At 48.0% G+C, this 25,163-nt stretch carries 16 protein-coding genes and 2 tRNA genes; 1 reads left to right on the top strand and 17 read right to left on the bottom strand.

The window, feature by feature from the left end; genetic code table 11:
* Positions 1–16 precede the first annotated feature (16 nt).
* The 15 genes from CHI14_RS10120 to leuB all read right to left on the bottom strand — a co-directional run bounded on the left by CHI14_RS10120 (position 17) and on the right by leuB (position 20,916).
* Complete coding sequence (locus CHI14_RS10120; RefSeq protein WP_095288313.1) at positions 17–2,725, bottom strand: hypothetical protein; 2,709 nt, start codon at positions 2,723–2,725, stop codon at positions 17–19.
* Positions 2,726–2,863: 138 nt separating this feature from the next.
* The gene (gene pheT, locus CHI14_RS10125; RefSeq protein ID WP_095288314.1) at positions 2,864–5,317 is read right to left on the bottom strand and encodes a phenylalanine--tRNA ligase subunit beta; all 2,454 of its coding nucleotides are present in this window, start codon (positions 5,315–5,317) and stop codon (positions 2,864–2,866) included.
* Between the two features lie 69 nt (positions 5,318–5,386).
* On the bottom strand, positions 5,387–6,421 hold the full coding sequence (gene pheS / locus CHI14_RS10130) for a phenylalanine--tRNA ligase subunit alpha (RefSeq protein WP_095288315.1): 1,035 nt from the start codon (positions 6,419–6,421) through the stop codon (positions 5,387–5,389).
* A gap of 417 nt (positions 6,422–6,838) precedes the next feature.
* The gene (abc-f, locus tag CHI14_RS10135; RefSeq protein ID WP_095288316.1) at positions 6,839–8,734 is read right to left on the bottom strand and encodes a ribosomal protection-like ABC-F family protein; all 1,896 of its coding nucleotides are present in this window, start codon (positions 8,732–8,734) and stop codon (positions 6,839–6,841) included.
* 553 nt (positions 8,735–9,287) lie between these two features.
* A tRNA-Gly gene (locus CHI14_RS10140) sits at positions 9,288–9,358 on the bottom strand.
* Positions 9,359–9,369: 11 nt separating this feature from the next.
* A tRNA-Pro gene (locus CHI14_RS10145) sits at positions 9,370–9,443 on the bottom strand.
* Between the two features lie 142 nt (positions 9,444–9,585).
* A complete protein-coding gene (locus CHI14_RS10150; RefSeq protein ID WP_095288317.1) occupies positions 9,586–11,712 on the bottom strand; it encodes a bifunctional diguanylate cyclase/phosphodiesterase in 2,127 nt (708 codons plus the stop codon).
* Positions 11,713–12,089: 377 nt separating this feature from the next.
* A complete protein-coding gene (locus CHI14_RS10155) occupies positions 12,090–13,046 on the bottom strand; it encodes an aldolase catalytic domain-containing protein (protein WP_095288318.1) in 957 nt (318 codons plus the stop codon).
* A gap of 99 nt (positions 13,047–13,145) precedes the next feature.
* Positions 13,146–14,456, bottom strand: coding sequence for a DUF4129 domain-containing protein (locus CHI14_RS10160; RefSeq protein ID WP_095288319.1), 1,311 nt, complete (start codon positions 14,454–14,456; stop codon positions 13,146–13,148).
* Positions 14,453–15,577 carry a DUF58 domain-containing protein gene (locus tag CHI14_RS10165; protein ID WP_095288320.1) on the bottom strand — a complete coding sequence of 375 codons (1,125 nt, stop codon included), beginning with the start codon at positions 15,575–15,577 and terminating at the stop codon, positions 14,453–14,455. The genes CHI14_RS10160 and CHI14_RS10165 overlap by 4 nt, the downstream gene beginning before the upstream one ends.
* Positions 15,578–15,579: 2 nt before the next feature.
* Positions 15,580–16,548, bottom strand: coding sequence for an AAA family ATPase (locus CHI14_RS10170; RefSeq protein ID WP_095288321.1), 969 nt, complete (start codon positions 16,546–16,548; stop codon positions 15,580–15,582).
* Positions 16,549–16,672: 124 nt separating this feature from the next.
* Positions 16,673–17,776: an ATP-binding protein gene (locus tag CHI14_RS10175; RefSeq protein ID WP_095288322.1), complete on the bottom strand. Its 1,104-nt coding sequence runs from the start codon at positions 17,774–17,776 to the stop codon at positions 16,673–16,675.
* A 462-nt stretch (positions 17,777–18,238) separates the two neighbouring features.
* Positions 18,239–18,655 carry a hypothetical protein gene (locus CHI14_RS10185; protein ID WP_024628323.1) on the bottom strand — a complete coding sequence of 139 codons (417 nt, stop codon included), beginning with the start codon at positions 18,653–18,655 and terminating at the stop codon, positions 18,239–18,241.
* Positions 18,656–19,017: 362 nt separating this feature from the next.
* Complete coding sequence (locus tag CHI14_RS10190; protein WP_062320195.1) at positions 19,018–19,557, bottom strand: peroxiredoxin; 540 nt, start codon at positions 19,555–19,557, stop codon at positions 19,018–19,020.
* 273 nt (positions 19,558–19,830) lie between these two features.
* Entirely contained in the window at positions 19,831–20,916 is a 1,086-nt protein-coding gene (gene leuB / locus CHI14_RS10195; protein ID WP_095288324.1) for a 3-isopropylmalate dehydrogenase, read from the bottom strand.
* 216 nt (positions 20,917–21,132) lie between these two features.
* On the opposite strand from leuB, the gene CHI14_RS10200 reads away from it, so the two are divergent.
* Positions 21,133–22,113 (top strand): aldo/keto reductase, encoded by a 981-nt coding sequence (locus CHI14_RS10200; RefSeq protein WP_095288325.1) that lies wholly within the window; start codon positions 21,133–21,135, stop codon positions 22,111–22,113.
* A gap of 162 nt (positions 22,114–22,275) precedes the next feature.
* Here the strand turns inward: CHI14_RS10200 and CHI14_RS10205 are convergent, their stop codons facing one another.
* Both CHI14_RS10205 and ilvC read right to left on the bottom strand, forming a co-directional pair.
* Positions 22,276–23,817, bottom strand: coding sequence for a 2-isopropylmalate synthase (locus CHI14_RS10205; protein ID WP_095288326.1), 1,542 nt, complete (start codon positions 23,815–23,817; stop codon positions 22,276–22,278).
* A 305-nt stretch (positions 23,818–24,122) separates the two neighbouring features.
* Entirely contained in the window at positions 24,123–25,115 is a 993-nt protein-coding gene (gene ilvC, locus CHI14_RS10210; RefSeq protein WP_095288327.1) for a ketol-acid reductoisomerase, read from the bottom strand.
* Between the last annotated feature and the right edge of the window lie 48 nt (positions 25,116–25,163).

The raw sequence follows: 25,163 nt of genomic DNA on the forward strand, positions 1-25,163 counted from the left end.
TTATGATCTGATGCCCTTAGGTCTGATCCTGTTCAATCAATTCGATCCATTCGTTATATTCCGTCTGCAACTTCGTATATTCATCCCGCAGCTGGCGATATTCCATGTTCAACTGCTCTGCCTTCTCCTGCTCCATTTCGCGTTCAACCTGCAGCAGTCGAAGCTGATTCGCAGCAAGTTCGTAGCGCTCACCAATCTCCAGCAGTTCATTTTCCATCGTTTGTTTCTCTTCTATAGCTTCGTTACGGAGCTTATCAAGCTGCTCACGCTCCTGTTCTAGCGCCTCTACCTTTTCAACACTGGCGGCACTTTCCTTCTGCCAGGCATTCAATTCATTCTCAAGCAGGTTCCAGCGTTCCTGCCAGGATTGCTCCTGTACGGCCCATTCATCTGCACGACGCTGCCAAACCTGGTCCTGCTGCTCGGCTTGTTCCACACGAGAGAGTAACCGGGTTTCCCGCTCCTTTAACTCATCCAGTTGTGATATAAGCTCTGCCTGTTTTGCAGACAATTCTTCATGCTTAATCTGCCATTCAAGTGCTTCTTCCTCTGTCTGTGCAAGCAGGTTTCTTTGTTCTGCGATTTGCTCAGTTAGCTTGGCAGCATGCTCGCCGGATGTTGCAATTGCTTGTTCCAGTGCCTGCTTTTCCTGATCCAGTTCAGCAAGCTTGCGCGTGTGATTTTCCTCCCGCTGCAATGCATCCCCATAATCGTTGCGGATTTGTTTATAGGATTCCTGAAGTTGGTTTAGTTCTTCACGGATTCGGTTCAGCTCCTCTTCAAGCTGTTCGCGCTCCTGCTGCACACGACTTGCCTGCTCGTTATAGCGATTCGCTTCTTCTCTGTACCCGCGAGCTTCTTCCTTAACTACGGTTAATTCATCATGAAGGGACTGTACACCAGACTCCAATGTTTCATTCTGTTCTGCTGCCTCAAGCACCTGAGTCTCCAGCTCTCCCATTTCGACTAGGCGCTGTTCGGCCAGGTCTTTCCATGATTTTTCACTTTCGGTAAGCGTGCTGATTTCATTTTGCAGTGTTCGTACGGCAGCATGAGCCTGCTCCAGAACTTTCTGCAATCTGCGTTGTTCATTCTCGGACTTCTCTTCGGCTTCACGAAGCTTCTGAATATCTTTTTCAAGCAGTCCATGCTGCTCCTGTACTTTCCGAAGCTGTGCTGCAAGGGAAGTTTCTCTCTCCACCGTCTCGTTGTATTGTCGTTTCCATTCCTGCTCCGTTTCACGAGACTTTTGCAAAGCAATTTCCGTTTCACGCAGCTGCTCCTGGAGCTGGGTACTGTCTTCCTTGAGCTGCCCCAACTGCTGTTCAAGTTCCGTTATGCGCCGAGCCTGAACTTCCTGATCCTGTTTGCGCTGCGCTTGCTCCTTCCGCAATGCCTCCTGCTCAGCGCGTTCCTGCTGGAGCTGCTGTTCCTGATCAGCGGCCAATTCCTGTACCGCCTCAAGCTGCTTGTGTACAGCCTCTAGCTGGTTCTCAATTTCAACTACACGACCCTCGGCTTGTGTGCGCTCGTTTTCCAGCTGCATCAGCAGTTTCCCGCGCTCTTCCTGCAGTTTGGCCTCAGCATTAGCTGCGGCTTCTGTGAACTGAGAAGCTGCCTCGGCTTTTACTTGTTGCAATTGCTCCTCATAGGCTGCTTCTTTTTCCATCCATTCCAATTCGGCCTGCTCTGAAGATTCGTGGAAATCAGCTTTTAGCTTTTCGATCTCTGTTAAGTGTTCCTCTTTCGCTTGTTGGAGCTGTGATGCCTGCTCTTCCTGGACCTTGCCAAGCTGGACTCTTAATTGCTCGGCTGCCTGCTGCTTCGCCTCTTGCAAGCGCTGATCCGTTTGGGATTGAAGTTCACGGTATTGAAGCTCAGCCTCTTCCTGAACCTTCTTCAATTGACTCTCAGCCTGTTCCAATTCGGACAAAATCGCAGCCTCAGCTTCTTCTTTGGCTGCCTGCACCTGCTGTGCCGCCTTTGCCTCGATTCTCTGGCGTTCTGCGACAGCACGACTCTCCGCTTCCTTAATCTGGGCTGCTGTTTTATCCTGCAGTTCCTTGTATTGTCCTGCTGCCTTCACCTGGCTCTGCTGCAATTCGGCTGCAGCCCGTGCTTGTACTTCCTTGAGCTCCGCAGCTGCCTGGGCCTGAGCCTGCTTAAGCTGGTTGGCCGCCTTCTCTTCGGCTTCTTTCAGGCGCAATTTCATCTTCTCTTCGGCTTCCTTCAGCTGCGCAGCAGTTTGTGACTGCAACTTTTGTTCACGGGCTGCAGCCTGACTTCGTTCCTGTTCAAGCAATGATTGCAGCTTGTTTACTTCATCCTTCTTCTCGGATTGCAGCTTCGCCATGGCCTGCTCTGCCTCAGTCTTCTGCTTGGTCGCTTCAGCCAGCGCCTGGTCACGACGCTCCAGCTCCTTCTGATGTTCACTTTGAATTGCATTCAGCCTGTTCAATTCATTTCGAAGTTCTGTCCGTTCACCAGTCAGCATTTTCAGTTCATTACGGATCTCCTGGGTCTGAAGAGACTGCTCAGCCATATGTACAGCCGCCAGTACCGCAATGCGCGGGGTATCCAGACGGGAATGGTTCTTGGAAATAGCGCTCATGCGCTCATCCACCAGATTAGCTACTTGTTTCATATAGTCGGCACTGCTGCCAACCAGTTTATAGGAAGTCCCGTAGATCTCTACGGTGACGCGTGTACGATCAGGTGTAGTCACAGTTGTGCCCTCCTTCAAGTCTGTATGTTGATTCTAAGCTGTAATGACAAAAAAGTCACATCGATCCTCTAATGCTAAGGATTCGATGTGACTTCAAGCAATTCCTGCTAATTGTTGTTCAAAAAATTGGCTTCTGTTCTATTTGCGCAATTCTGCTCCGAATTGCTCCTCCAGCCGGGCAACCACACGAGCATGAACCTCGGTGATTTCCTCGTCCGTCAGCGTACGCTCGCGGTTGCGATACACAAGCGCCATCGCCACACTCTTCTTGTCTTCACCCAGTTTGCTGCCTGTGAACACATCGAATACCTGTACTGTTTGCAGCAGCTCGCCTGCAGCCTCACGAATCGAGCTGAGCATGGCTCCTGCTTCAATGTCTTTACTTACGACTACGGCAATATCGCGTTCAACAGCCGGGAAACGCGGAAGCTCGCGGTAACGGATATCCACGTCTGCTTCACTATAGATTGCCTCAAGAGCAATCTCTGCGATATACACATCGTTCAGATCATATTGTTGTTGAAGTTCAGGATGCAATTGACCCATGGTACCGATCAATTTACCTTCACCGCCGTCCTTCCCTTCCAAATACACGGAGGCAGAACGTCCTGGATGGAACCCTTCCGGACTGTTTGCAACAAGACGAATGCGTTGTTCCAATCCAACATAGGAGAACAGGTTCTCAAGCGCACCTTTCAGATCGAAGAAGTCCACTTTTTCTACCCCTACATTCCACTGCTGAGCGGCACGGTTACCTGTAAGCAGCAAGCTCAGGACCGGAATTTCATACGGCTGCTTCGTCAGCTTTTCTTCTTCAGTGAAGAACACGCTGCCCACTTCGAATACAGCAAGTGAATCCTGCTTCCGGTTCATGTTGTACACTGCTGCATCCAGCATTTGCGGCAGAACGCTTGTGCGAAGCACGCTGCGATCCTCACTCATAGGCATAGCCAGCTTCACAGCCTTGCTTCCTTCAGTCAATGCGGGGAACAAGGACGCTTTATCCGGATGTACAAAGGAGTAGCTGATCATTTCCTGCCACCCGCTGCCTGCGAGCAGTCCACGAATGGTACGGCGCATTGCCTGTGAGCGTGTGTAAGCTCCTGGTGTTGTCGGTCCTTCAATCAATGTGGTTGGAATGTTGTCGTATCCATACAAACGGGCAATTTCTTCAAAGAGATCTACGTCGCGAGTAATATCGCCTCTGCGCGTTGGTACTTCCACATCAAGCAATCCTTGTTCAGCATCGCCGCATGCAAAGTGCAGACGAGCAAAAATGGTTTTCACCTCAAGCAGTGAAAGGTCGGTTCCCAGATAACGGTTCAGTCTGTCGAGTGACAGCTGGATAACAACCTTCTCTGCCACCTCGGCTCCAGCTTCCACAATTCCCTCGTGTACTTGGCCTTCAGCATAGCGCTGAATCAATTCAGCCGCACGGTCCAATGCCGTGATAACAGCCCCCGGGTCAACTTCCTTCTCAAAACGCATGCTAGCTTCGGAACGCAGCCCCAATTGGCGCGACGTTTTCCGAACCGTTCCGCCGTCGAACTTGGCGGACTCGAGCAGCAGATTGACTGTTCCTTCCGATACCTCGGAATTCTCGCCACCCATTACACCCGCAATGGCTACCGGTTTCACGCCATCGGTAATCAGCAGCATATGCGGTTCCAGCTTACGCTCCTGACCATCCAGAGTCACGATCGTTTCGCCTTCCTTAGCCATGCGTACTTCAATATGACCTTTATCCAGTTTATCTGCATCAAAGGCGTGCAGCGGTTGACCGTACTCCAGCATGACATAGTTCGTGATATCCACGATATTGTTAATTGGACGAACACCAGCCGCCATCAGACGGTTTTGCATCCAGAGCGGAGAAGGCCCTAGTTTGATTCCTGTTACATAACGTGCAGCATAGTGACTGCATTGTTCCTGCGCCGTGATTTCCACCGAGATATGATCGGCAGCAGCATCGCGGGCTTCAACCAGCTGTTCTTTCGGATTAGGCAGCTTCACTTCACGACCCAGAATGGCGCCAACCTCATAAGCTGCACCGCGCATGCTCAAGCAGTCGGAACGGTTTGGTGTCAGGTCCAGTTCAAGCACATGATCGTCCAGACCAAGCACCTGGCTGATTGGTGTGCCGATTTCCGTTTGCTCCGGCAGGACAAGAATGCCTTCCTGCTGATCTTTAGGAAGCAGCTTGTCGTTCATGCCGAGCTCTTTTGCAGAGCAGATCATGCCAAGTGAAACGACGCCGCGCAGCTTGGCTTTTTTGATATCCAAACCGCCAGGGAGCTTTGCTCCAACCAGGGCTACAGCTACCTTTTGACCCGCATCCACATTTTTCGCACCACATACGATCTGAAGATCCTCTTCCTGACCGGCGTCAATGATGCATACGTTCAATTTGTCCGCATCCGGGTGCTTCTCCTTGCTCTTCACATACCCGACAACCACTTTGTTTACGCCCTGGTTGCGGTTCTCCACTACATCGATTTCGATCCCTGCACGTGTAATTTTCTCTGCCAGTTCCTGTGGCGTCACACCTTCAAGGGCAATATAATCAGACAGCCAATCTGTCGATACTCTCATGGACGTTCACTTCCTTAATCTATAAATTGGTTTAACTAACTTGCCTTTAGCGCTTGCTTATCGTAAAGTTTACAGCCGTCCGAATTGCTTCAGGAATGCCATATCACTGTTATAGAAATGACGAATGTCATCGATACCGTACTTCAGCATCGCGATACGTTCTACCCCCATACCAAAGGCGAAACCACTGTACTTCTCCGGATCATATCCACCCATTTCCAGCACCTTCGGATGAACCATTCCGCCGCCCAGAATTTCAAGCCATCCGGTTTGTTTACATACTCGGCAGCCGCTGCCGCCGCATTGTACACAGGTTACATCCACTTCAGCACTTGGCTCGGTGAACGGGAAGAAGCTTGGACGCAGACGAATTTCAGTGTGAGCACCGAACATTTCACGCACAAATTGCAGCAGTGTACCCTTCAAGTCGCTCATGCGAATATTTTCGCTGATGACCAAACCTTCAACCTGATTGAACTGGAAGGAATGCGTAGCATCGTCATCATCACGGCGGTATACTTTACCCGGGCAAATGACTTTGACAGGTACTTCCCCTTTCATGCTTTGCATGGTACGTACTTGAACGGGAGACGTATGGGTACGCATCAACAGGTCTTCTGTTACATAGAAGGAATCCTGCATATCGCGCGCCGGGTGATTCTTCGGCAGGTTCAGTGCTTCAAAGTTGTAGTAATCCATTTCCACCTCAGGACCTTCCGCTACGCGATATCCCATGCCGATGAAAATATCTTCGATTTCCTGTACCACTTTGGTTAGCGGATGCAGACCGCCTTGACGTCCACGACGTCCTGGCAGGGTAACATCAATGGTCTCGGACTGAAGACGCTTCGCCGTCTCTTCCTTCTGGAACTGCTCCTGCTTGCTGTCGATGACTTCCTCAATGGCACCGCGAACATCGTTGGCCACTTGCCCGATTACGGGACGTTCCTCTGCACTAAGTGCACCCATGCCACGCAAAATTTCGGTCAATGCACCCTTTTTCCCCAAATACTTCACACGCAGATCACCAAGCGTCTGCGGATCGTTCACGCCAGACAATTGTTCCAGCGCTTCAATCTTCAATGCTTCTAAACGTTCTTTCATGTGTAATTGCCCCCTTTATGTGGTGTTATTGCAACAAAAAAAGGCCTTTTCTCCCCAAAAGGGACGAAAAGACCGTGGTACCACCCTTGTTAGACATCCGGTGCTGACTGGCCCTTCCGGCCTGCAACACGTCTGTCTCACTCTGTACGGAATAACGACCGTTAACCGTTTGCCCCTACTGCTGAGCCTCAGCAATTGCTGCCAAGTCAAGTTCAGGGAACCGCTTCGGAGTGAATTTCGGCAGCCTTGTTCTACAGAAACGCTCTCAATCTACGGCGCTTCCTCCCTGTCCAGAGGCACTGCTTACTTGTCTCCATCATCACGTTTGTTAATGAGTCAAACCTATATCGACGTATTTATCGATGATCGTTCATTATTATATGCAAATTCAATCGAAATAGCAAGCCAGTCAAGCATCTAATTTTTGCTCACATCCTTCCGCTTAAGCTGGATTAACCGCTCTTGAATGTCACGGATCTCAGTGGCTTTCGCAGCTCGTTCTTCAGCAGCTTCCGGATGGGCTAGGATATCTATGCCCGCATCGCTCAAGGGAGATAGCAGTTCGGACAGTCGCATTTCCAGGCGTAATCGTTCATCATCCGATTCCCGTTGGCCAAGTGAAGAATCTCGGAGCTTTCTCGACTGTTCCCAATCCAGAACTCCTTCTTCAAATACCGCAAACTTCCCTCCTGGATCCAGATCAAGCAAGCGATTTGCCAGCATTTTGGTCAGCATTCGGTCATGAGACACAAGGACCAGAGCGCCAGAAGCCTGTTTTAACACATTCTCCATCACTTCCTGGGTATCAATATCCAGATAGTTTGTCGGCTCATCCAGAACCAGCAAGTTCGCACCGCCAAAGTATAATCTCAAAAACGCAACCCTGCATTTCTCTCCCATACTCAGGTTCCCGATGCGCTTGAATACATCCTCTCTGGTAAAAAGAAAACATCCCAGAATGGTTCGGGCAGCACTCTGAGTCATGGATGGAAGACTGAGCAAGCTGTCCAGCAGAGTCTGATTCTCGGGAAGTCCCTCAAGCTCTTGAGAAAAGTAACCGATCTTCAGCTGTGGATGCCTTCTCACCACCCCCTGCTCTGGTTCAAGTTCACCAATCATCAGCTTCAGCAGGGTCGTTTTCCCCGTACCATTCGGTCCACGTACGGCAAGCCGGTCCCCTCGGCCGACGGCAATTCCCAGATTGTGAAATAACGGATGTCCCCCCGGATATGCGAAGCTGACGTCTCTCATTTCAAGCAGCTGGCGTGCCGCTAACGTGTCAACTTGCAATTCCATGTTTAGCTTGGCTGCATCACGAGGTTTCTCTACCCGCTCATTCTCCAGCCGTTCCAACTGTTTCTGTTTTGCATGGTAACGCGAAATGTTTTTGTTGGCTTTGGCTTTGTAAAAGCTCTGAGTGATCTTAACCTCCACGTCCGTTGCTGAATTGTGGGCCTTATGGAACCACTGCTGATAATTGCGAATGGTCTCTTCAAGCGCTTTGCGCTCCAGTTCCTGTTTGCGGTATAGGGTTTCCTGTTCTCGCCGTTCCCTCTCCTTATGAACTTTGTAGTCAGAATAACCGCCTTTATATTTGGTCAGCGCTTGCGGACTAAACTCAATGACACCTGTTGCTACCTGATCAATAAAGGTCCGGTCATGCGAAACAAAGAGCAGCGTGCCGGTGTAATTGGATAGCCACTCTTCGAGCCAGCGCATGCTATCCTCATCCAGATGATTCGTCGGTTCATCCAGTATAAGAAATTTGGGTTTGCTGATCAGCAGTCCTGCCAGCCTTGCCTTGGTTTTTTGTCCACCACTCAAGGAATGATAGGATCTGTTCCAGTGCTCCGAGCTTAAACCCAGACGGGTTAACACCTTTTCCACCTCGGTCTCCCACATGTAGCCGTTCAGCTGCTCATATTGCTCCATGGCTACGGTATAGGCTTCAAGCAGCCGCTGCTCATCTTCACTCCCACTCATGCCCATACGCCGTTCCAGTTCTTCCAACTCACATTTCACTTCATAGATCCGGCCACTTTCCTTCCGTACTGCATCCAGTACCTTCATACCGGGGTCAATTAGAGAGCGTTGACGCATGAATCCCCACTCCTTCTGCGGGATGTGGCGCTCAATATGTCCGCCTCCCTCCTCTTCCCCTAAAATGATGCGTAACAATGTGGTTTTGCCGCATCCATTGCGACCGAGAATCGCAAGCCGCTCACCTTCGTTAATTTCCAGATTTAATCCTGCAAACAATTCCATCCCGTTCCATTCTTTCGATACTTCATGTAGGCGTACCAATGTCATCATAAGACTTCATCCTTCCTGCGTTAAAAATCAAATTCATCCCGAGCTTCTTCGAGATGATATCGTTAATCTCGATCACGCAGAGCTGCCTCGGCCGCAGGAAACCTTAGATATCATTTCCTGAACAAAAAAACCGCTGGCATCCGCCGGCGGTCTGGCAATTCAGGTTTGCATAAAGCGTCAAAAAACAAGCACAAGGTACACCCAGGTATGACAAATAAACACCCAAGAAGGGTACACAAGCCACAATACTCGGCTAGCACACACACCTGATCCCATAGCTGAATTTGGACACACGAATCCCCTCATTGCTCAGCCGCTTCGGCTGACTGCGTCATACATCTTCTGCAGTTACTGGGGTTCAATTCATGTGTCTTACTTCATGGGACGTGTGGTTACCTCTCATTCATGTATAGTATCAATTTCTCCGTTATTGTACCAGAAGTTGGGGGAATTGCAAAGCTTTGAATGAATGCAAGAATTACTGCGCTTTAATTAATTTGAGCACAAAAAGAAAACCCTCTTGTGATTAACAAGAGGGTTTCTTAATAAGTTAAGCGGGTGATGGGAATCGAACCCACGCTACCAGCTTGGAAGGCTGGAGTTCTACCATTGAACTACACCCGCACAATTGACGATCGGGACGACACGATTTGAACATGCGACCCCCTGGTCCCAAACCAGGTGCTCTACCAAGCTGAGCTACGTCCCGTTAAGTTCCTAAGAATCTTAACACGGTTTTTACAAAAACTAATATAACATGTTCATCCGGTCCTTGCAACTTTTAATTCCCATTTTTTCCTTTTGGGTGACAAACGAAAAAGACAGAAGCGATTCCCGCTCCTGTCTGATGGCTATCCTGTAGGTTTATCCACATCACGTAAAAACCGTTTTTCAAAATCAGCCGCCACAATGGGTTTACTGAAAAAGTATCCCTGCGCTTCATGGCAGTGCTGATCCCGAAGGAACACCAGCTGTGACTCGTTCTCCACTCCTTCGGCTGTCACCTTCAATTGCAGATGATGAGCCATGGACGTAATGGTGGAGACGATCGCTGCATTATTGCGATCCTCCATGACTTCGTTAACGAATGAACGGTCAATTTTGAGCCGATCAATCGGCAGATCCTTCAGGTAATGCAGCGAACTGTATCCTGTTCCAAAATCATCAATACTGATTTGCACACCAATCTCTTTAATTTTGCGAAGTTGTTCAAACGCACGATCTTTGTCAAATGTCATACTTTCGGTAATCTCCAGTTCCAGCCAATCCGGCTCCAATCCTGTTTCCCTCAGTATGCCGTTAATGTTATCCAGCAGATGGGAATGTCTGAACTGTCTCATCGAGAGATTAACAGACACACAAAGTTTGCGGTATCCAGCTTCCTGCCATTGCTTGTTCTGCGCACATGCCTCCCGAAGCACCCACTCGCCCAGCGGTACAATTAACCCGCTCTCTTCTGCTAGTGGGATAAACTCTGCAGGAGAAATTGCGCCGCGCTGTGGATGCTGCCAGCGTACCAGAGCCTCCATACCAACGATTAAACCACTTGCAATATTGATCTGTGGTTGGTATACAAGATAAAACTGACCTCGATCCAGCGCTTTGCGCAGATCATTCTCCAGCTGCAGTCGTTCCTGTGCCTTCATCTGCATTGCATGAGCATACCGGTTCAATTCGATCCCCTGTTCCTTGGCGTTATGAAGCGCAGTATCCGCATTTTGAATGATTTCCTCGGGTGATCCCCCGTCATGGGGATATATGGCCATGCCAATTCCAAGCGTTATATGATAGTCGTTGCCATCAACCATAACCGGCTTTTCAAACAGCTGTAAAATCGATCTTGTTCGGCGCAGAGCATTTTCTGTATTCCAGAAGTCCGTCATCGTGACCACGAACTCGTCCCGGCCAAGACCATACACTTCTTCGCCAGGGAGAGACGATTGCTTCAGACGCTGCCCCACTTGACGAAGAACACGGTTAGCAGCCTGCTGACCGAGGGAGTCGTTAATCGTTTTGAACCGGTTGATATTCAATACGAGTACGCCGACGAGCTCGTCCTGTTTCACTGCTTCATCCATCAATCTTTGGAGTCTCTGGGAAAGGCGGCGGCGATTTGGCAGACCCGTTACATCGTCATGATGAGCAATATAGTTCATTTTGGCTTCAGCAGCCTGCTGCTTCAGAAACGGGGTATCCACTACCGTTGTATAGAGTCCTTTTTGTACAAAGAAATATCCCAGACAATTCATCCACAATGCAAATAACAGATTCAAGTCGCTGATCTGCGTTGCAGAAATCAAGTAGCACTCTCCGTAGAAGAAGCACAGGGCTCCACACAGAATAGAAGGCAAGTCCCCTTCTTTACCCTTCTTCCACTTCAAAAACAACACAAATGCGGTGATCCCGTAAAGAAGACCGACCAAGAAGTGAACTTTCATAAACGTTTCGCTTAACACTTCTTGCTGAGTTAATTTGGGCAGCCAGCTCCATTCCTGAACACCCGCTGTGTACAACAGGACAAACGTACCCAGCGTTCCGCTAAATAGTAAAAATTTACGCGGTAACGCAATTTCTTTTTCTCTCACTGCATAAATAAGCAATAAACCCACTGCACAGGCCACGGAGCCCAGCGTCATCATTTTGAGTGAAAACTCCGATTCCAACATCGCACCACTCGGCATCTCTTCCGCATATGAAACGATATGAACTAATTCAAACAGGCCAATCAATAAAAAGAGCGTTGTAATCATGATTCTGCGCAGGGTTAACTTTTGGGTCTGGAACAACCAGCTTTGGTTGTAAATACCGATACAGGCTGCAGCTGCAACGAATCCGCCAAGTAGCGTCAGCACAGGGTACCCGGATATGATTAGATCAGAGCTTGTAGAGGAACGATACCATTGACTTGCGAGGAAACATAATAAGCCGCCTAGTGCGACCCAAATCACTTTTCTCTGATCTTGCGAATTTGCCTTCATGCCTTGTTTTTCCTTCCCGGGATCACCTATCCTGAATAACCTTTAGCCCTCGCCTGTGACGTTCAGGTTTGAAAACTTTCATTATTACACCATTCGACAATAAATATTTACCAACGTTCAATTCACATGTTAATACATGCTATCTGGTACATAATAACATTTAATTCTGCGGACGTGAACTAAAAAAAAGTTGAAAATAGGAATATGTATTCATATCCATGTAGAAAAACAAGGCACTAAGAACTAAAAAAACATGAATCTCCAATTGGAGTCCATGTCCTTTTAGTTTGCAACAGCATATCAGACTATTTTCCATACAAAGTGCATTGCGGGGAATCTGATACGTGACTGTTGCTTTTATGGATGTTTACCGAAAATTACTTATCAAAATTCACTTCAGGCGTTGTCAATTTATCATAGAAGTCCACTACGTTATCCTTCTCGGCTGACGAACGCAGGGCCATTGCCGAACGCGGATGCTCGTCTAGAGCTCCTGTGATCATATATGGCAGGATGTAGCCCCATTCTTCTTTTTCGCGAAGAGGAACCATCAATTGTTCCAATACGCCAAGTACCGGACGCAAGTTATATTTCGTTCCCTTCAGATGCGCCACAAGAAGTTCAGTCGGGCAGTTACCTGCCGCACGGCCCATACCATATACGGAAGCATCCAGTAGTTCAACGCCAAGCTCTGCAGCCACAAGCGTATTGGAGAATGCAAGCTGCATGTTATTGTGAGTGTGAACACCGAGACGTTTGTTTGGCAAATGGGTTTTGAACTTTTCAACGAGGTACTTCACGTCGTTATGGTCAAGGCTGCCATAAGAGTCAACGATGTACACAACGTCTACAGAGCTCTCTTTGATCAATTCGAAGGCTTCGAGCAGTTCGTTCTCCATGACATTGGACAAAGCCATGATGTTCAGGGTTGTTTCATATCCACGATCATGGAAGGTTTGAACAAGGGCCAAAGCCTTGTCCACATCTTTGCTGTAGCAGGCTACACGGATCAGATCCAGCATGCTCTCGCTGCGCGGCAAAATGTCATTCTCGTCCACACGTCCGACGTCAACCAGAGCAGACAATTTGGTATTTCCTTTTTGCGGGATCACTTTGCGCAGGAAGTCATCATTCAGGAAACGCCATGGTCCTGCTTCTTCGGCACCTTTCAGCAGTTTCGGCGAGTTTTTATAACCGATTTCCATATAATCAACGCCTGCCTCATTCAATCCAGCATATAGCTGTTGAACGAAGTCCACGCTAAAGTCCCAATTATTTACCAATCCGCCATCACGAATGGTACAATCTACAATTTTGCAATGATTTGTCTTCATTTGTCTGCTCCTTTTCTGACCAACTTGTGTATTCCTCTCATGATACTTGAACGTGACAAGAAAAGTAAAGGGATAAACACGTTATTGGGTCTAATGGTTCTATCGGGACTTCCAGTTCCGATCTAACTCGGACATCTCGGAAGGATTCGGAGCTTTTTTTCCATAACGAACCGCGTTATATGTCCTTGTTAAAATGTCGGAAAATCTCTGCGTGTCTTGCTTGTCGGAAGATGGCTTATGATGCAGGATCTTCTCTGCTGCTTCCAGCGGAGTCTGTGCAGCTTCAATTTCCACCCCTCGCTGTCTGGCTTGATCTATCCATTTTCTGTAGTAGTAACGTACCCGCTCCGCCTCCTGAGATGGGGGTGTTTCTTTTTTCCGGAACCAGGGTTTGCGTGGTCTCACGGGTGTTTCCAGGGTTTCACTAATATCGATGTATTCGGTCCGCGGCTCGGCCCTCCGCTCCCTGGGTTCCATCATCCCCCTCAATCGGTCCATAAGACGGTTTATAGTCTTTCGTCCCAATCGGAAGATAAGCCATAGAATCAGCGCAGCAGAAGCACCTAGAACGAACCATCCCAGCATGTCCCAGAAAACAGATGGTTCTGACTGCTCTTTCACTCTGCCTGGAAGCTTTGATGGGTCAATACCAGAGTCTGGTGTCATGGGCAGCTGCGGATCGGAAGACGGGCCTATTAACCCTCTGATCCATGTGAGCAGACGATCCCGCAGTGGAGCGAGCCAGGCGGCTAGACTGGGAAATGCTCCGATACCTGCAATGATTAACAGCATCCATATCAATCGCTGATGATTCGCTCTGTTGAATTCCCGAAGCACAATCTTTCTCTTGCCATCATTTAATACGGCTCTATCCAGTTGTGAACTGTAGACATTAAGGAGACAAGCAACAAAACTGATGAAGCCTGTCGCATATAATGTTCCTCCATAGGTCTGCAATGGGAATAAGGGCTCGAACCAATTGGAGAAAATGCCTCCTATGATCGAACCAACAACGCCGAAGACCTGCCATCTCCACATCAAGGTGGAGCGAAGCGATGGTTCTGGTGCCAAACCTACAAAGGCTGATAAAGCCCCCCACAAAAGAGCTGTGATTAATTCCGGTCCCGTAAGTCCAGTTATCCAAGCCACGATAAGGGATACAACCACCCCCAGGAGCAGAGATCCAACTAGTCGAAGCCACATACGGGTTCCTAATCCTTGAAACCTGTGTCCCAGCAGCACTCCAATCCCGCTTGCCAGAGCATAGATGACCAGCAGAATATAAGGAAAATAACCGTTTGCGTAGAATGAAGTAAGGGTCAACAAAGGTAACACATAAACGCCAATGAGCAGCGTCGCGAGCAGAGATATCCCTAGTCTTGATTTACTATCCCAAGTCGGATCACTCATGCACTCACCGCCTTGTTGATTTTTGCACCGCTGTGATCTGGCTCCACTGGCAGAATGGTTACTCGGTGTCCCTGTTCATGCAGACGAGCAATCTCATGCTCCATGGCAGAAGACACGTAAGATGTAATCAAAAGATAGCTTCGTGCCTCATGAGCTTCCTCATTGCGCTTCACTTCATCATTCAGGAATTGTTCCATGGGAACCATGCATTTCAACTCGGTTTCAGCCATTGCCTCCAAAAGCAGTTCCAGATGCGGGCTGCCATAATCGGGTTCAATTCGAAGCGGATCACGCCCGCCGTTTACCCGATAGCCGTTATGAGCGAATCCGGCGGGGAGTCCTCTGCCAATCGCATCGGCTGCAGCAGTTGCAGCATAGCTCAGTGCACGCTCAATCGGCTCAGGTCGGGTTACTACACTCCACATATCCTCCGACTCCTGAATATTTACAATAATCCAGGACTGTGGATCAGCTGTCCAGCCTTGCTTGTACACCTGCAGCTCACCTGTACGTGCGCTTGCTTTCCAATGAATTCGGTTCATGGGATCGCCTGCTCCGTAAGGACGTACGCCAAGAATCAGAAATGGATCCTCCACTATCCAGCGGGATACCTCTACCTCCCCCTGCCACACTTGGTAAATGGCAGGCAGATCTTCAGCAGCGACCAGCGAAGGATATACGATCATGGACAGATGAACAGGGATCGGTTGGGTATTGCGCCAGACCCCAAACAGATCTCCACCTGTCATGGTCACTGTATTCAACGTGTAGATACCACGTTTACTGCATATAATCGGATGCTTGCGTGTAATTCTCGTAAATGGTTTCAACGTAAATATACTTTTGTGATTCTGGTAGATATCACCCTGGCTGATATCCATGCCTGAACCACTGCGAAATACAAAGGATCCGGGCATCATCGCCTCAAGTCTCAGCCAGGGTACTGTGATCCGCTTCTCATTCGCTATCGTCTCCACCATTTCAAGCTCATCGCCTGCGTAACAGCGCAGTTTGCTGAATTCACGTGTATACTTCAACCTTCGTAATGCTGGGCGTCCAAACCATACACCTTGTAGGCCAATGATAATGCCCCCTACAATGACAAGCCATAATAGTGCCATAATTACCGTCCACTGCCGGTGCCAATGCTCTCTGTTGGCACCTCTGCCTGAGTCAGAATCTCATGAATGATCCGCTCCGCAGCGCCTTCTTGTTGTCGGACCCTATTACGGAATACAAGTCGGTGAGCCAGTACAGGTTCACCCAGAACCTTGATGTCATCTGGTAGAACGTAATCCCTGCCATGCAATGCTGCCCATGCCTGACACGCCTTCAGTAAGGCTTGCGCTCCCCTCGGGCTAACACCAAGTGAAAGCTCAGGATGTCTGCGTGTCTCTTCTGTAAGTCGAATCATGTATTTAAGCAGGTCTTCTTCGACCTGGACGGACTGGTATGTACGCTGCGCCTCAAGAAGTTGCTCACGACTTATTATGGATGTAAGATCGTTAACCGAACGACCGGCTACAGTCCTTCTCAGAATCTCTACACTTTCATCACTGCTTGGATAACCCATGCGAATTTTCATCATGAATCGATCCATTTGAGCCTCAGGCAGTGGGAAGGTCCCCTGATTATCAATCGGGTTCTGGGTTGCTATTACGATGAATGGACGTTCCAGCTGTCTCGTTGAACCATCAATACTAATCTGTCGCTCTTCCATGCATTCCAGCAAGCTCGATTGGGTTCGCGGTGTAGCACGATTGATCTCGTCGGCCAGCACAAGGTTCGCGAACAACGGACCGGCTCTGAATTCGAAGTCACCAGACTTTTGATTGTAGAAATGAATTCCCGTCAGATCAGACGGCAGCAAGTCAGGGGTGAATTGTATGCGTTGAAACGTACAATCCAAAGATGAAGCTACCGATTTGGCCAGCATTGTTTTTCCTGTACCCGGTACGTCCTCAAGCAATACGTGTCCTGAAGCGATAACTGCGGTCATGATCAGTTCTATGGTTCGCTCCTTGCCTACAATAACCTGTCCCACATGATCCGTCAGATTTTTATTCATCTGTTCCATTTCCTGAATATTCATCATGCACCTTCCTTTCGCAAGCTATGCGTATGTATCCGCCTTCATTCTAACTATAACCCATAATGCTTCCAAAAAAAAACAAAAGGAATCGGCCAACATGCCGATTCCTGCTCATCCTACCGTATTACACTAATGGGAGCATTATTATAAACCGGGTTCCTTCACCCTTTTTACTGTCAACCGAGATTGTGCCCCCGTGGTTTTTGATGATACGATAACTTACCGAAAGACCCAGTCCTGTCCCGCTCTCTTTAGTCGTGAAAAATGGATCGAACAGACGTACAAGCGTGTTGTGGTCCATCCCCTGACCGTTATCCGTAATGGAAATCTGCACATATTTGTTCTCGGTTTCTGTGGAGATTCGTATGAGACCTGTATGCTCCTCGCCTACACCCTCGATGGCATCCATTGCATTTTTCACCATATTCAGAATAACCTGCTTAATCTGTTTAACATCAATGGAGACGTTCATCGGCGAGTCTGCTTCATCTAGGGTAATCTCGCACCCTTTCATTAAGCCTTCGCTTTCCGTTAGTAAGACCACCTCTTTGAGTAAGGAATCCACCGACATAATGGTCTTCTGCGGTGCTGACGGTTTGGAGGAATTCAGGAATTCATAAATAATATCGTTCGCCCTGTCAATCTCCGTCAATATGATCCTGGCGTATTCATCTTTCCCTAATTGCAGCAAATGTGGGCGCAGCAGCTGTATAAACCCGCGGATCGCTGTCAAAGGATTGCGAATTTCATGCGCGATGGATGCTGAAATGCGTCCCAGCATGGCCAGCTTGTCATTCTGATAAGCAGTCTGTTCTATTTGTTTATAATCCGATACGTCCTTGACACTGAACAAAAAATCTCCATCCATCTGATCTCCGTAGGTTACCGTGACCAGCCAGTGTCTGCCATACTCATCAATCAGTTCATGATAGCGCTTACGGTGGAAGATGGTCTCCCGGTAGATCCGTAAAATTTTCTTTTTCTTGAATCGGCTCATCTGTGGATGATGCAGCATTTGCATCAGGGTGCAGCCGCTCAACAGACTTCGGGGAAGCTCCAACAATTTTGCCATTTGAACGTTAATAAACGTCAATACACCGTTGCTGTCAAACAACATAATACCGCTATCCAAATGCTCCAGAACATTTTCATATTTGTTGTAATCCAGATGTACAGGCGGGAAACTGTTCGTTGGGTGAGGCAATGTATCCTGAAATTCACTAATCATGACAGGTTCCTCCTTTTCACGTAAATGATAAACTTGCCATTCGGACATCATATCATCACAGAAACAGGAAGGGCCGATTTATTTTTCATTACCGGTGCCCTTTCGTTGGGGGGCTGAGCCGAAAATATGGATGGCACGTCCGGAACCTTAGCTGGTCTATTCCCGGTAACCAACAATTGATCCGGAAAATAATATATGTTTGTTCCATTCAAAACCTTCTCCTATTCCCAAACACGAACATTTTATTTGCTCCGCCTCTTTTACAAGTCTGTTTTTATCATAGACAAGTTTATAGAAGAGAGTCAATCAGAGAAAGTGTCGAATGGAAATTATTTTAAGAAAAACCTCGAAATGCCCGATTTTCAAAACACAAAAACGAAGCCTTTTCGCAAATATCGCGAATCAGCTTCGTTCATATCTAAATGATTACATAACAATTTATAGCATAGCATTCAAATTAATCTATAGTCCGCTTTTATTGTGCTGAATTTTAAGTCTGCGCTGGCTCATTACGGCTAATCGGCGTTTGAGTTCGCTCTCCCACTTCTCGTCCTTCATTTCCTTGGCCAGTCTTAGGAGGTCAAGTGACATGTCAATTTGTCGCTGAACAATGACCATCGCATCCTCGCTCTCGCGGTTGACGCAATTTTCGAAGATTGCATCCTCATCCTCCGTCACATAATCCTGAAAATCAATCTCGGAGGCTCCGTCGCCATGCGCATATTCAGCCAAAATTTCATATTCATTTTCCACTTTGTAATGCACTTCTACCCGGTGGCATACCGGACAAAACAGCAGGGGAACATTATGAACCTGGGTGCGGTAATGCTTCAGCGTGCCCTTTGTTCCCACCATACTTGCCCCACAACAGTAACTCATTTTTGTTCACCCTCCTTATACGTGCCGGGACCTTATATTTAGAAATGGTCTCCCTAGCACCTGCAGCTTTTCTGAAAAAGAAGTTGTTGTATCAGTGTATCTCATTCATTACCATATTATCATGGTGATGGCCCGAAAATATTTACGGGGTTTCCATACCCTATTCGCCTCAAAGGCCTTCAATTCCTCTTTCAGGAGATGTAAAAACCTCTCATTCCTATAATACTTCATTAACACGTTTCTTGCCCTGTCTAAACACCCTAATCCAACTTCCAAATTATATTTGGGAAAAAGGGTGCAAAAAGCCCTCAATCCCGAATGGGATGAGGGCTTGAACAACAAACGTTCAAGTTAAATCAGGCTTACAGGTTGCTGTCGCCTGGTTTCCAGTTCATTGCACACAATCCGCCGGATTGCAGTGCTTGCAGCACGCGAAGTGTTTCTTCAACACTGCGGCCTACATCGTTGTGGTTAACCACTTGGTATTTCAATTCGCCTTCTGGATCGATGATGAACAGACCGCGCAATGCTACGCCTTCTTCTTCGATCAGAACGCCGTAATCTTTAGCGACTTGCTTCGTGATATCGGAAGCCAGTGGGAAGTTCAATTGACCCAAGCCATTGCTGTCTTTAGGTGTATTGATCCAAGCTTTGTGGCTGTGTACAGAGTCAACGCTCACGCCAAGAATTTCAGTATCCAAAGCTTTGAATTGCTCGGAAGCATCGCTCAAAGCTGTGATTTCAGTTGGGCACACAAATGTGAAGTCCAAAGGATAAAAGAAGAATACGAGCCATTTGCCACGATAATCGGACAATTTAACGGAACCAAAATCTTGTCCGTCTCCCGATACTGTTTCCATTGCGAAATCCGGTGCTGGTCTACCAACCAAACGTTCTGCCATAACTAAAAATTCCTCCTTTGGGATTATGTAAGCATCCATATGGATTGCTCATCATCAAGAAAAGCGCGGACGCTTTTCCTGTTATTAAAATGGTTTGATACTTGATAACAAGTACAAGTAAAATGTTATCATCCGGACTTCTCAAAGTCAAGATTATAAACGTTATTTTTTTATAATAATTATAAATAAGAAATTTTCGTGCCAAAATATAAAGGAACAGCCCTCGATCTCTCCTATTGGAAAGCTAAGGGCTGCCCGATCATGATGTCTGAATTATGCCTGTTTACGGATCGCTGCAACGATCAGATCGCCCATTTCCGTAGTACTGATGGCTTTGCTCTTATCTACAGCAATATCACTTGTACGGTGTCCTGCATTCAGCACTTCAGCTACAGCAGCTTCAATGGCATCCGCACCTTCAGCGTAACCAAAGGTTGTACGGAACATGAGTGCAACAGATAGAATCGTAGCAATTGGATTGGCCAATCCTTGACCAGCGATATCCGGTGCCGAACCGTGTACCGGCTCATACAGACCGAAGCTCCCTTCGCCCAGTGATGCAGAGGCCAGCATGCCAATTGAACCTGTCAGCATTGCTGCTTCATCACTCAGGATATCTCCGAACATATTTTCCGTTACGATAACGTCAAAGCTGGCTGGACGACGCAGCAGCTGCATCGCACAGTTGTCAACGAGAACGTGCTCCACTTCAACATCCGGATATTCCGGAGCTACCCGGTTAACCACTTCACGCCAGAGTCTGGATGTCTCCAGTACATTGGCTTTATCCACAGAAGCGAGTTTTTTGCGGCGTCCTTGAGCAATTTCGAATGCTTGACGAACAATTCGCTCCACTTCAGTTACATTATATACACAGGTATCCACAGCTTCTTGCCCCTGTGAGCCTTCACGTCTGAATTTTTCACCAAAGTAAATGCCTCCGGTCAGCTCCCGAACCACCATCAGGTCCGTGCCTTCCAGTACTTCAGGTTTCAATGTGGATGCATCCTTCAGGCAGTCAAACACAACCGCCGGGCGCAAGTTGGAGAACAATCCGAGCGCTTTGCGAATTCCCAGCAGGCCCGTTTCCGGACGGAGTTCCTTGCTGTTGTTGTCCCATTTCGGACCGCCAACGGCTCCGAGCAACACTGCATCTGCACTTTTGCATACGGTGAGTGTTTCTTCTGGAAGAGGTGTGCCTTTTTCATCGATCGCAATTCCGCCAAACAGTGCGTGCTCGGTTTCAAAACGATAACCGAATACTTCCTCCGTGCGTTTAAGTACTCTCTCTGCTTCTGCTACAACTTCCGGACCGATACCGTCACCTGCGATGACTGCAATTTTTTTTACGTCTGTCATGGGTTGTCCAACTCCTTCATTCATTCTCAATCGAACGTGTCATACTTAACTCTCTCTTTTGTATCATATTCAGTGGTCATTTGACCAAGATATACAATCTATGACTTTAATAGATTTTACCTATAAGAGGTTTGGAGGGCTGTTGTTCTGCTCGTCAGACTGGAGTAAAATAATACGTGAAGTCAAATTCAGGTAACTCAGGAGGGATTGCAAACCATGCAATACACGTACTTGGGAAAATCAGGTCTTAAAGTAAGCCGGATTTGTCTTGGCACCATGAATTTTGGGCCTGCTACAGACGAAAAAGAAGCATTCCGTATCATGGATGCAGCACTCGATGCTGGCGTTAACTTTTTTGATACCGCTAACATTTATGGTTGGGGTGAAAATTCCGGCCTTACCGAGGAAATTATCGGCCGCTGGTTCAGCCTGGGTGGCGGCAGACGTGAAAAAGTGGTGCTTGCGACCAAGGTGTATGGCTCCATGCATGATGATACGGATGGTCCCAACAACGATGCTGGTCTCTCTGCCTATAAAATCAGACGTCATCTGGAAGGTTCCCTTCGCCGCTTGCAGACAGACCATGTAGAGCTATATCAAATGCACCACGTAGACCCGGCGGTTTCATGGGACGAGCTATGGGGGGCATTCGAAAATGCTGTCCATCAAGGCAAAATTGGTTATGTCGGATCAAGCAACTTCGCTGCATGGCAGATTGCCATTGCTCAAAGCGAAGCCAAAAACCGCCATTTCCTTGGTTTGGTGTCCGAGCAGCATAAATACAGTCTTAACTGTCGTTTGCCTGAACTCGAAGTTCTGCCTGCAGCCAAAGAGCTGGGCCTCGGCGTGATTCCGTGGAGCCCACTTGATGGTGGCTTGCTGGGCCGCAATGCACTTCAGAAGCTGGAAGGCACACGCAGCGGCGGCATCGCGGAACGCATTGAACATCATAAAACCCAGCTTGAAGAATTTGCAGCACTGTGCCGCGATCTTGGCGAACCACAGGATACGATTGCTTTGGCTTGGCTTGCAGCCAATCCGGCAGTGACCGCACCAATCATCGGTCCCCGTACGCTGGAGCAGTTCGAAACTGCACTTAAATGTCTTGAAGTCACATTGGATGAAGCGGTACTTAAACGTCTTGATGAGATATTCCCGGGTCCGGGTGGACATGCCCCTAACGCGTATGCGTGGTAATCTGCTCTAATTGCGATTTTCCAGATCCGTCCTAATTGATAAACATATCATTCAAGCTATAGCAAAAAGTCTGACCTTAGATCTATACCTAGGGTCAGACTTTTTTAGCTTCTCAACAAACTGCAGTGCAGTTCAAGTGCATTGGATGCTTGCTGCGTCTGTTTACAGATTCACGTTAACACGGTTGGTGTATGTTTTACGTTTCTCAATCAGTTGGTTTAGGCCATCCACATAAGCACGTGCACTTGCACCCAAAATATCGGTGCTTACACCGCGTCCCTGAACGGAAACCTGGTTCTGTGTCAATACAACATGCACCTCACCGAGTGCATCTTTACCATGTGTAACCGACTTGATGGAGTAATCGGACAGCGTAACTTCTTCCCCGCTCACCTTGTCAATTGCATTGTAAATGGCATCGACGGAACCATTACCTTCCGCTTGCTGTTCAACGGTGTTACCGTCAAGCGTAGCAATACGGACTTTGGCTGTCGGAGTCGATTCATCCCCATACGTCACGAAGATGGACTCCAGTTTGTAAATCTCAGGAGCATCCTGCAGCTTCTCTTCGATCACCGCAAGCAAATCCTCATCAGTAACTTCTTTTTTCTTGTCCGCCAGATCTTTGAATTGGGCAAAAGCACGATTCAGTGCTTCTTCATCCAGTTCATAACCCAGCTCAATCAAGCGCTCACGGAACGCGTGGCGTCCAGAGTGTTTACCCAGTACGAGCTTGCTTTCCTTCAGACCAATTGACTCTGGCGTCATGATCTCGTACGTTGTTTTTTCTTTCAGCATGCCATCCTGATGAATACCGGATTCATGTGCGAAGGCGTTCGCACCAACAATGGCTTTGTTTCCTGGAACAACCATTCCTGTCAAACGGCTAACGAGCCGGCTGGTACGTGCAATTTCCGAAAGCTGCAGAGAAGTTTTTGCCTGGAAGAATTCCTGACGTGTCTCCAGTGCCATGGCAATCTCTTCGATCGCTGTATTTCCTGCACGTTCACCGATTCCGTTAATCGTACCTTCGATCTGATCTGCACCATTCAGAATGGCGGCCAGTGTATTGGCGGTTGCCATACCCAGGTCGTTGTGACAATGTGCACTCAGCTGCACTTTTTCAATACCATGAACATTCTCTTTGAGATGCTTGAAAATGTTACCGTACTCATAAGGACTCAGATACCCTACTGTATCCGGAATGTTAACTACCGAAGCGCCTTCCTCTACGGCCATGTTCACCATTTCAACCAGGAAATCATATTCGGTACGGCCTGCATCTTCAAGTGAGAACTCAATTTTGGAAAATGACTTCTTCGCATAACGAATGGCAGAACGAGCTGTATCCAGCACCTGCGCTTTGTCCATGCGCAATTTATGTTGGCGGTGAATTGGTGAAGTTGCCAAAAATACGTGAATGCACGGGTCCTGTGCACCTTTCAGCGCTTCTCTAACCGCATCAATATCCTGCTCTCTGGAGCGGGACAAGCCGATAACCGTAATATTTTTAACCGCTTTCGCTACTGCATTTACCGCTGCCAGATCGCCTGGAGATGCTGCCGGAAAACCGGCTTCCATCCGGTCAATCCCAAGCCGCTCGAGCTGATGGGCAATTTCCACCTTTTCACGAGTGTTCAAATTGACTCCCGGGGATTGTTCTCCATCACGCAGCGTTGTGTCGAATACATAGATTTTACGCACGCCTCGCACCTCCTAGACTGTAATGTATGTTTGCCTCTAAACCAGCAATAGCGGCACACGCATAAGCACGGCCGCTATTTCCGGTTAAAGCTGTAAAATTGCTTATCTTATAAGTGCATGTTCAAAAAGTCAACGATTCAGCATCGAGAAGGTTACGAGAACCTGAAGGAGGAGGAGCGGAGTGTAGGCAAACCTACATGAGCACCGGACTCCGAAGGTGAACGCAAGATTCGATGTCGAGTTCGCTTCGTGGGCTACTTCGTGATCAATTGAGGACTTTTTGAACAACCTCTAAGTGCAGATTCTTACTTCTTGATCCAGTGCATCATCTCACGCAATTGTCCGCCAACCACTTCGATTGGGTGTTCAGCTTCGTTGCGACGAGTTGCTGTCAGGAACGCACGACCGGATTGGTTTTCCAGGATGAAGTCACGTGCGAATTTACCTTGTTGGATATCGGAAAGGACTTCTTTCATCGCTTTCTTCGTATCTTCAGTTACAACGCGAGGTCCAGTTACATAGTCACCGTACTCGGCTGTGTTACTGATGGAATCGCGCATGCTTGCAAGTCCGCCTTCATACATCAGGTCAACGATCAGTTTCAATTCGTGCAGACACTCGAAGTACGCCATTTCAGGAGCATAACCAGCTTCTGTCAACGTCTCGAAACCAGCTTTTACCAGGGCACTTACACCGCCACACAGAACAGCTTGCTCACCGAACAGGTCTGTTTCTGTTTCTTCGCGGAAGGATGTTTCGATAACGCCTGCACGTGTGCAGCCAATACCTTTTGCATATGCAAGCCCGATGTCTTTTGCTTTACCTGTTGCATCTTGCTCGATCGCGATCAGGCCCGGTACACCGAATCCTTCCACGTAGGTACGACGTACCATATGGCCAGGGGACTTAGGAGCTACCAGCAGAACATCGCTGTCTTTTGGAGCAACGATTTGACCGAAATGAACGTTGAAACCGTGGGAGAAGAGCAATGCTGCGCCTTTTTTCAGGTTAGGTTCGATTTCGTTTTTGTATACAGAAGCTTGCGTTTCGTCAGGGAGCAAGATTTGAACCACATCTGCACGGCTAGTTGCTTCAGCCGGGGACAATACTTCAAATCCGTCATTTTTTGCAGTGTCAAACGATTTACCTTCACGAAGTCCGATGACTACATTCAAACCGCTATCACGCAAGTTTTGTGCTTGGGCGTGGCCCTGGCTACCGTAACCAATTACGGCAATCGTTTTTCCTTTCAATACGCTAAGCTCTGCATCCTGTTCATAATAAGTAGTTACTGGCATGTTTATAAGTCCTCCTTTGTATTGTAAAGAACCCTTCATTAATGAGCG

The sequence above is a fragment of the Paenibacillus sp. 7516 genome, from assembly GCF_002272715.1.
Lineage (GTDB): Bacteria > Bacillota > Bacilli > Paenibacillales > Paenibacillaceae > Paenibacillus > Paenibacillus illinoisensis_A.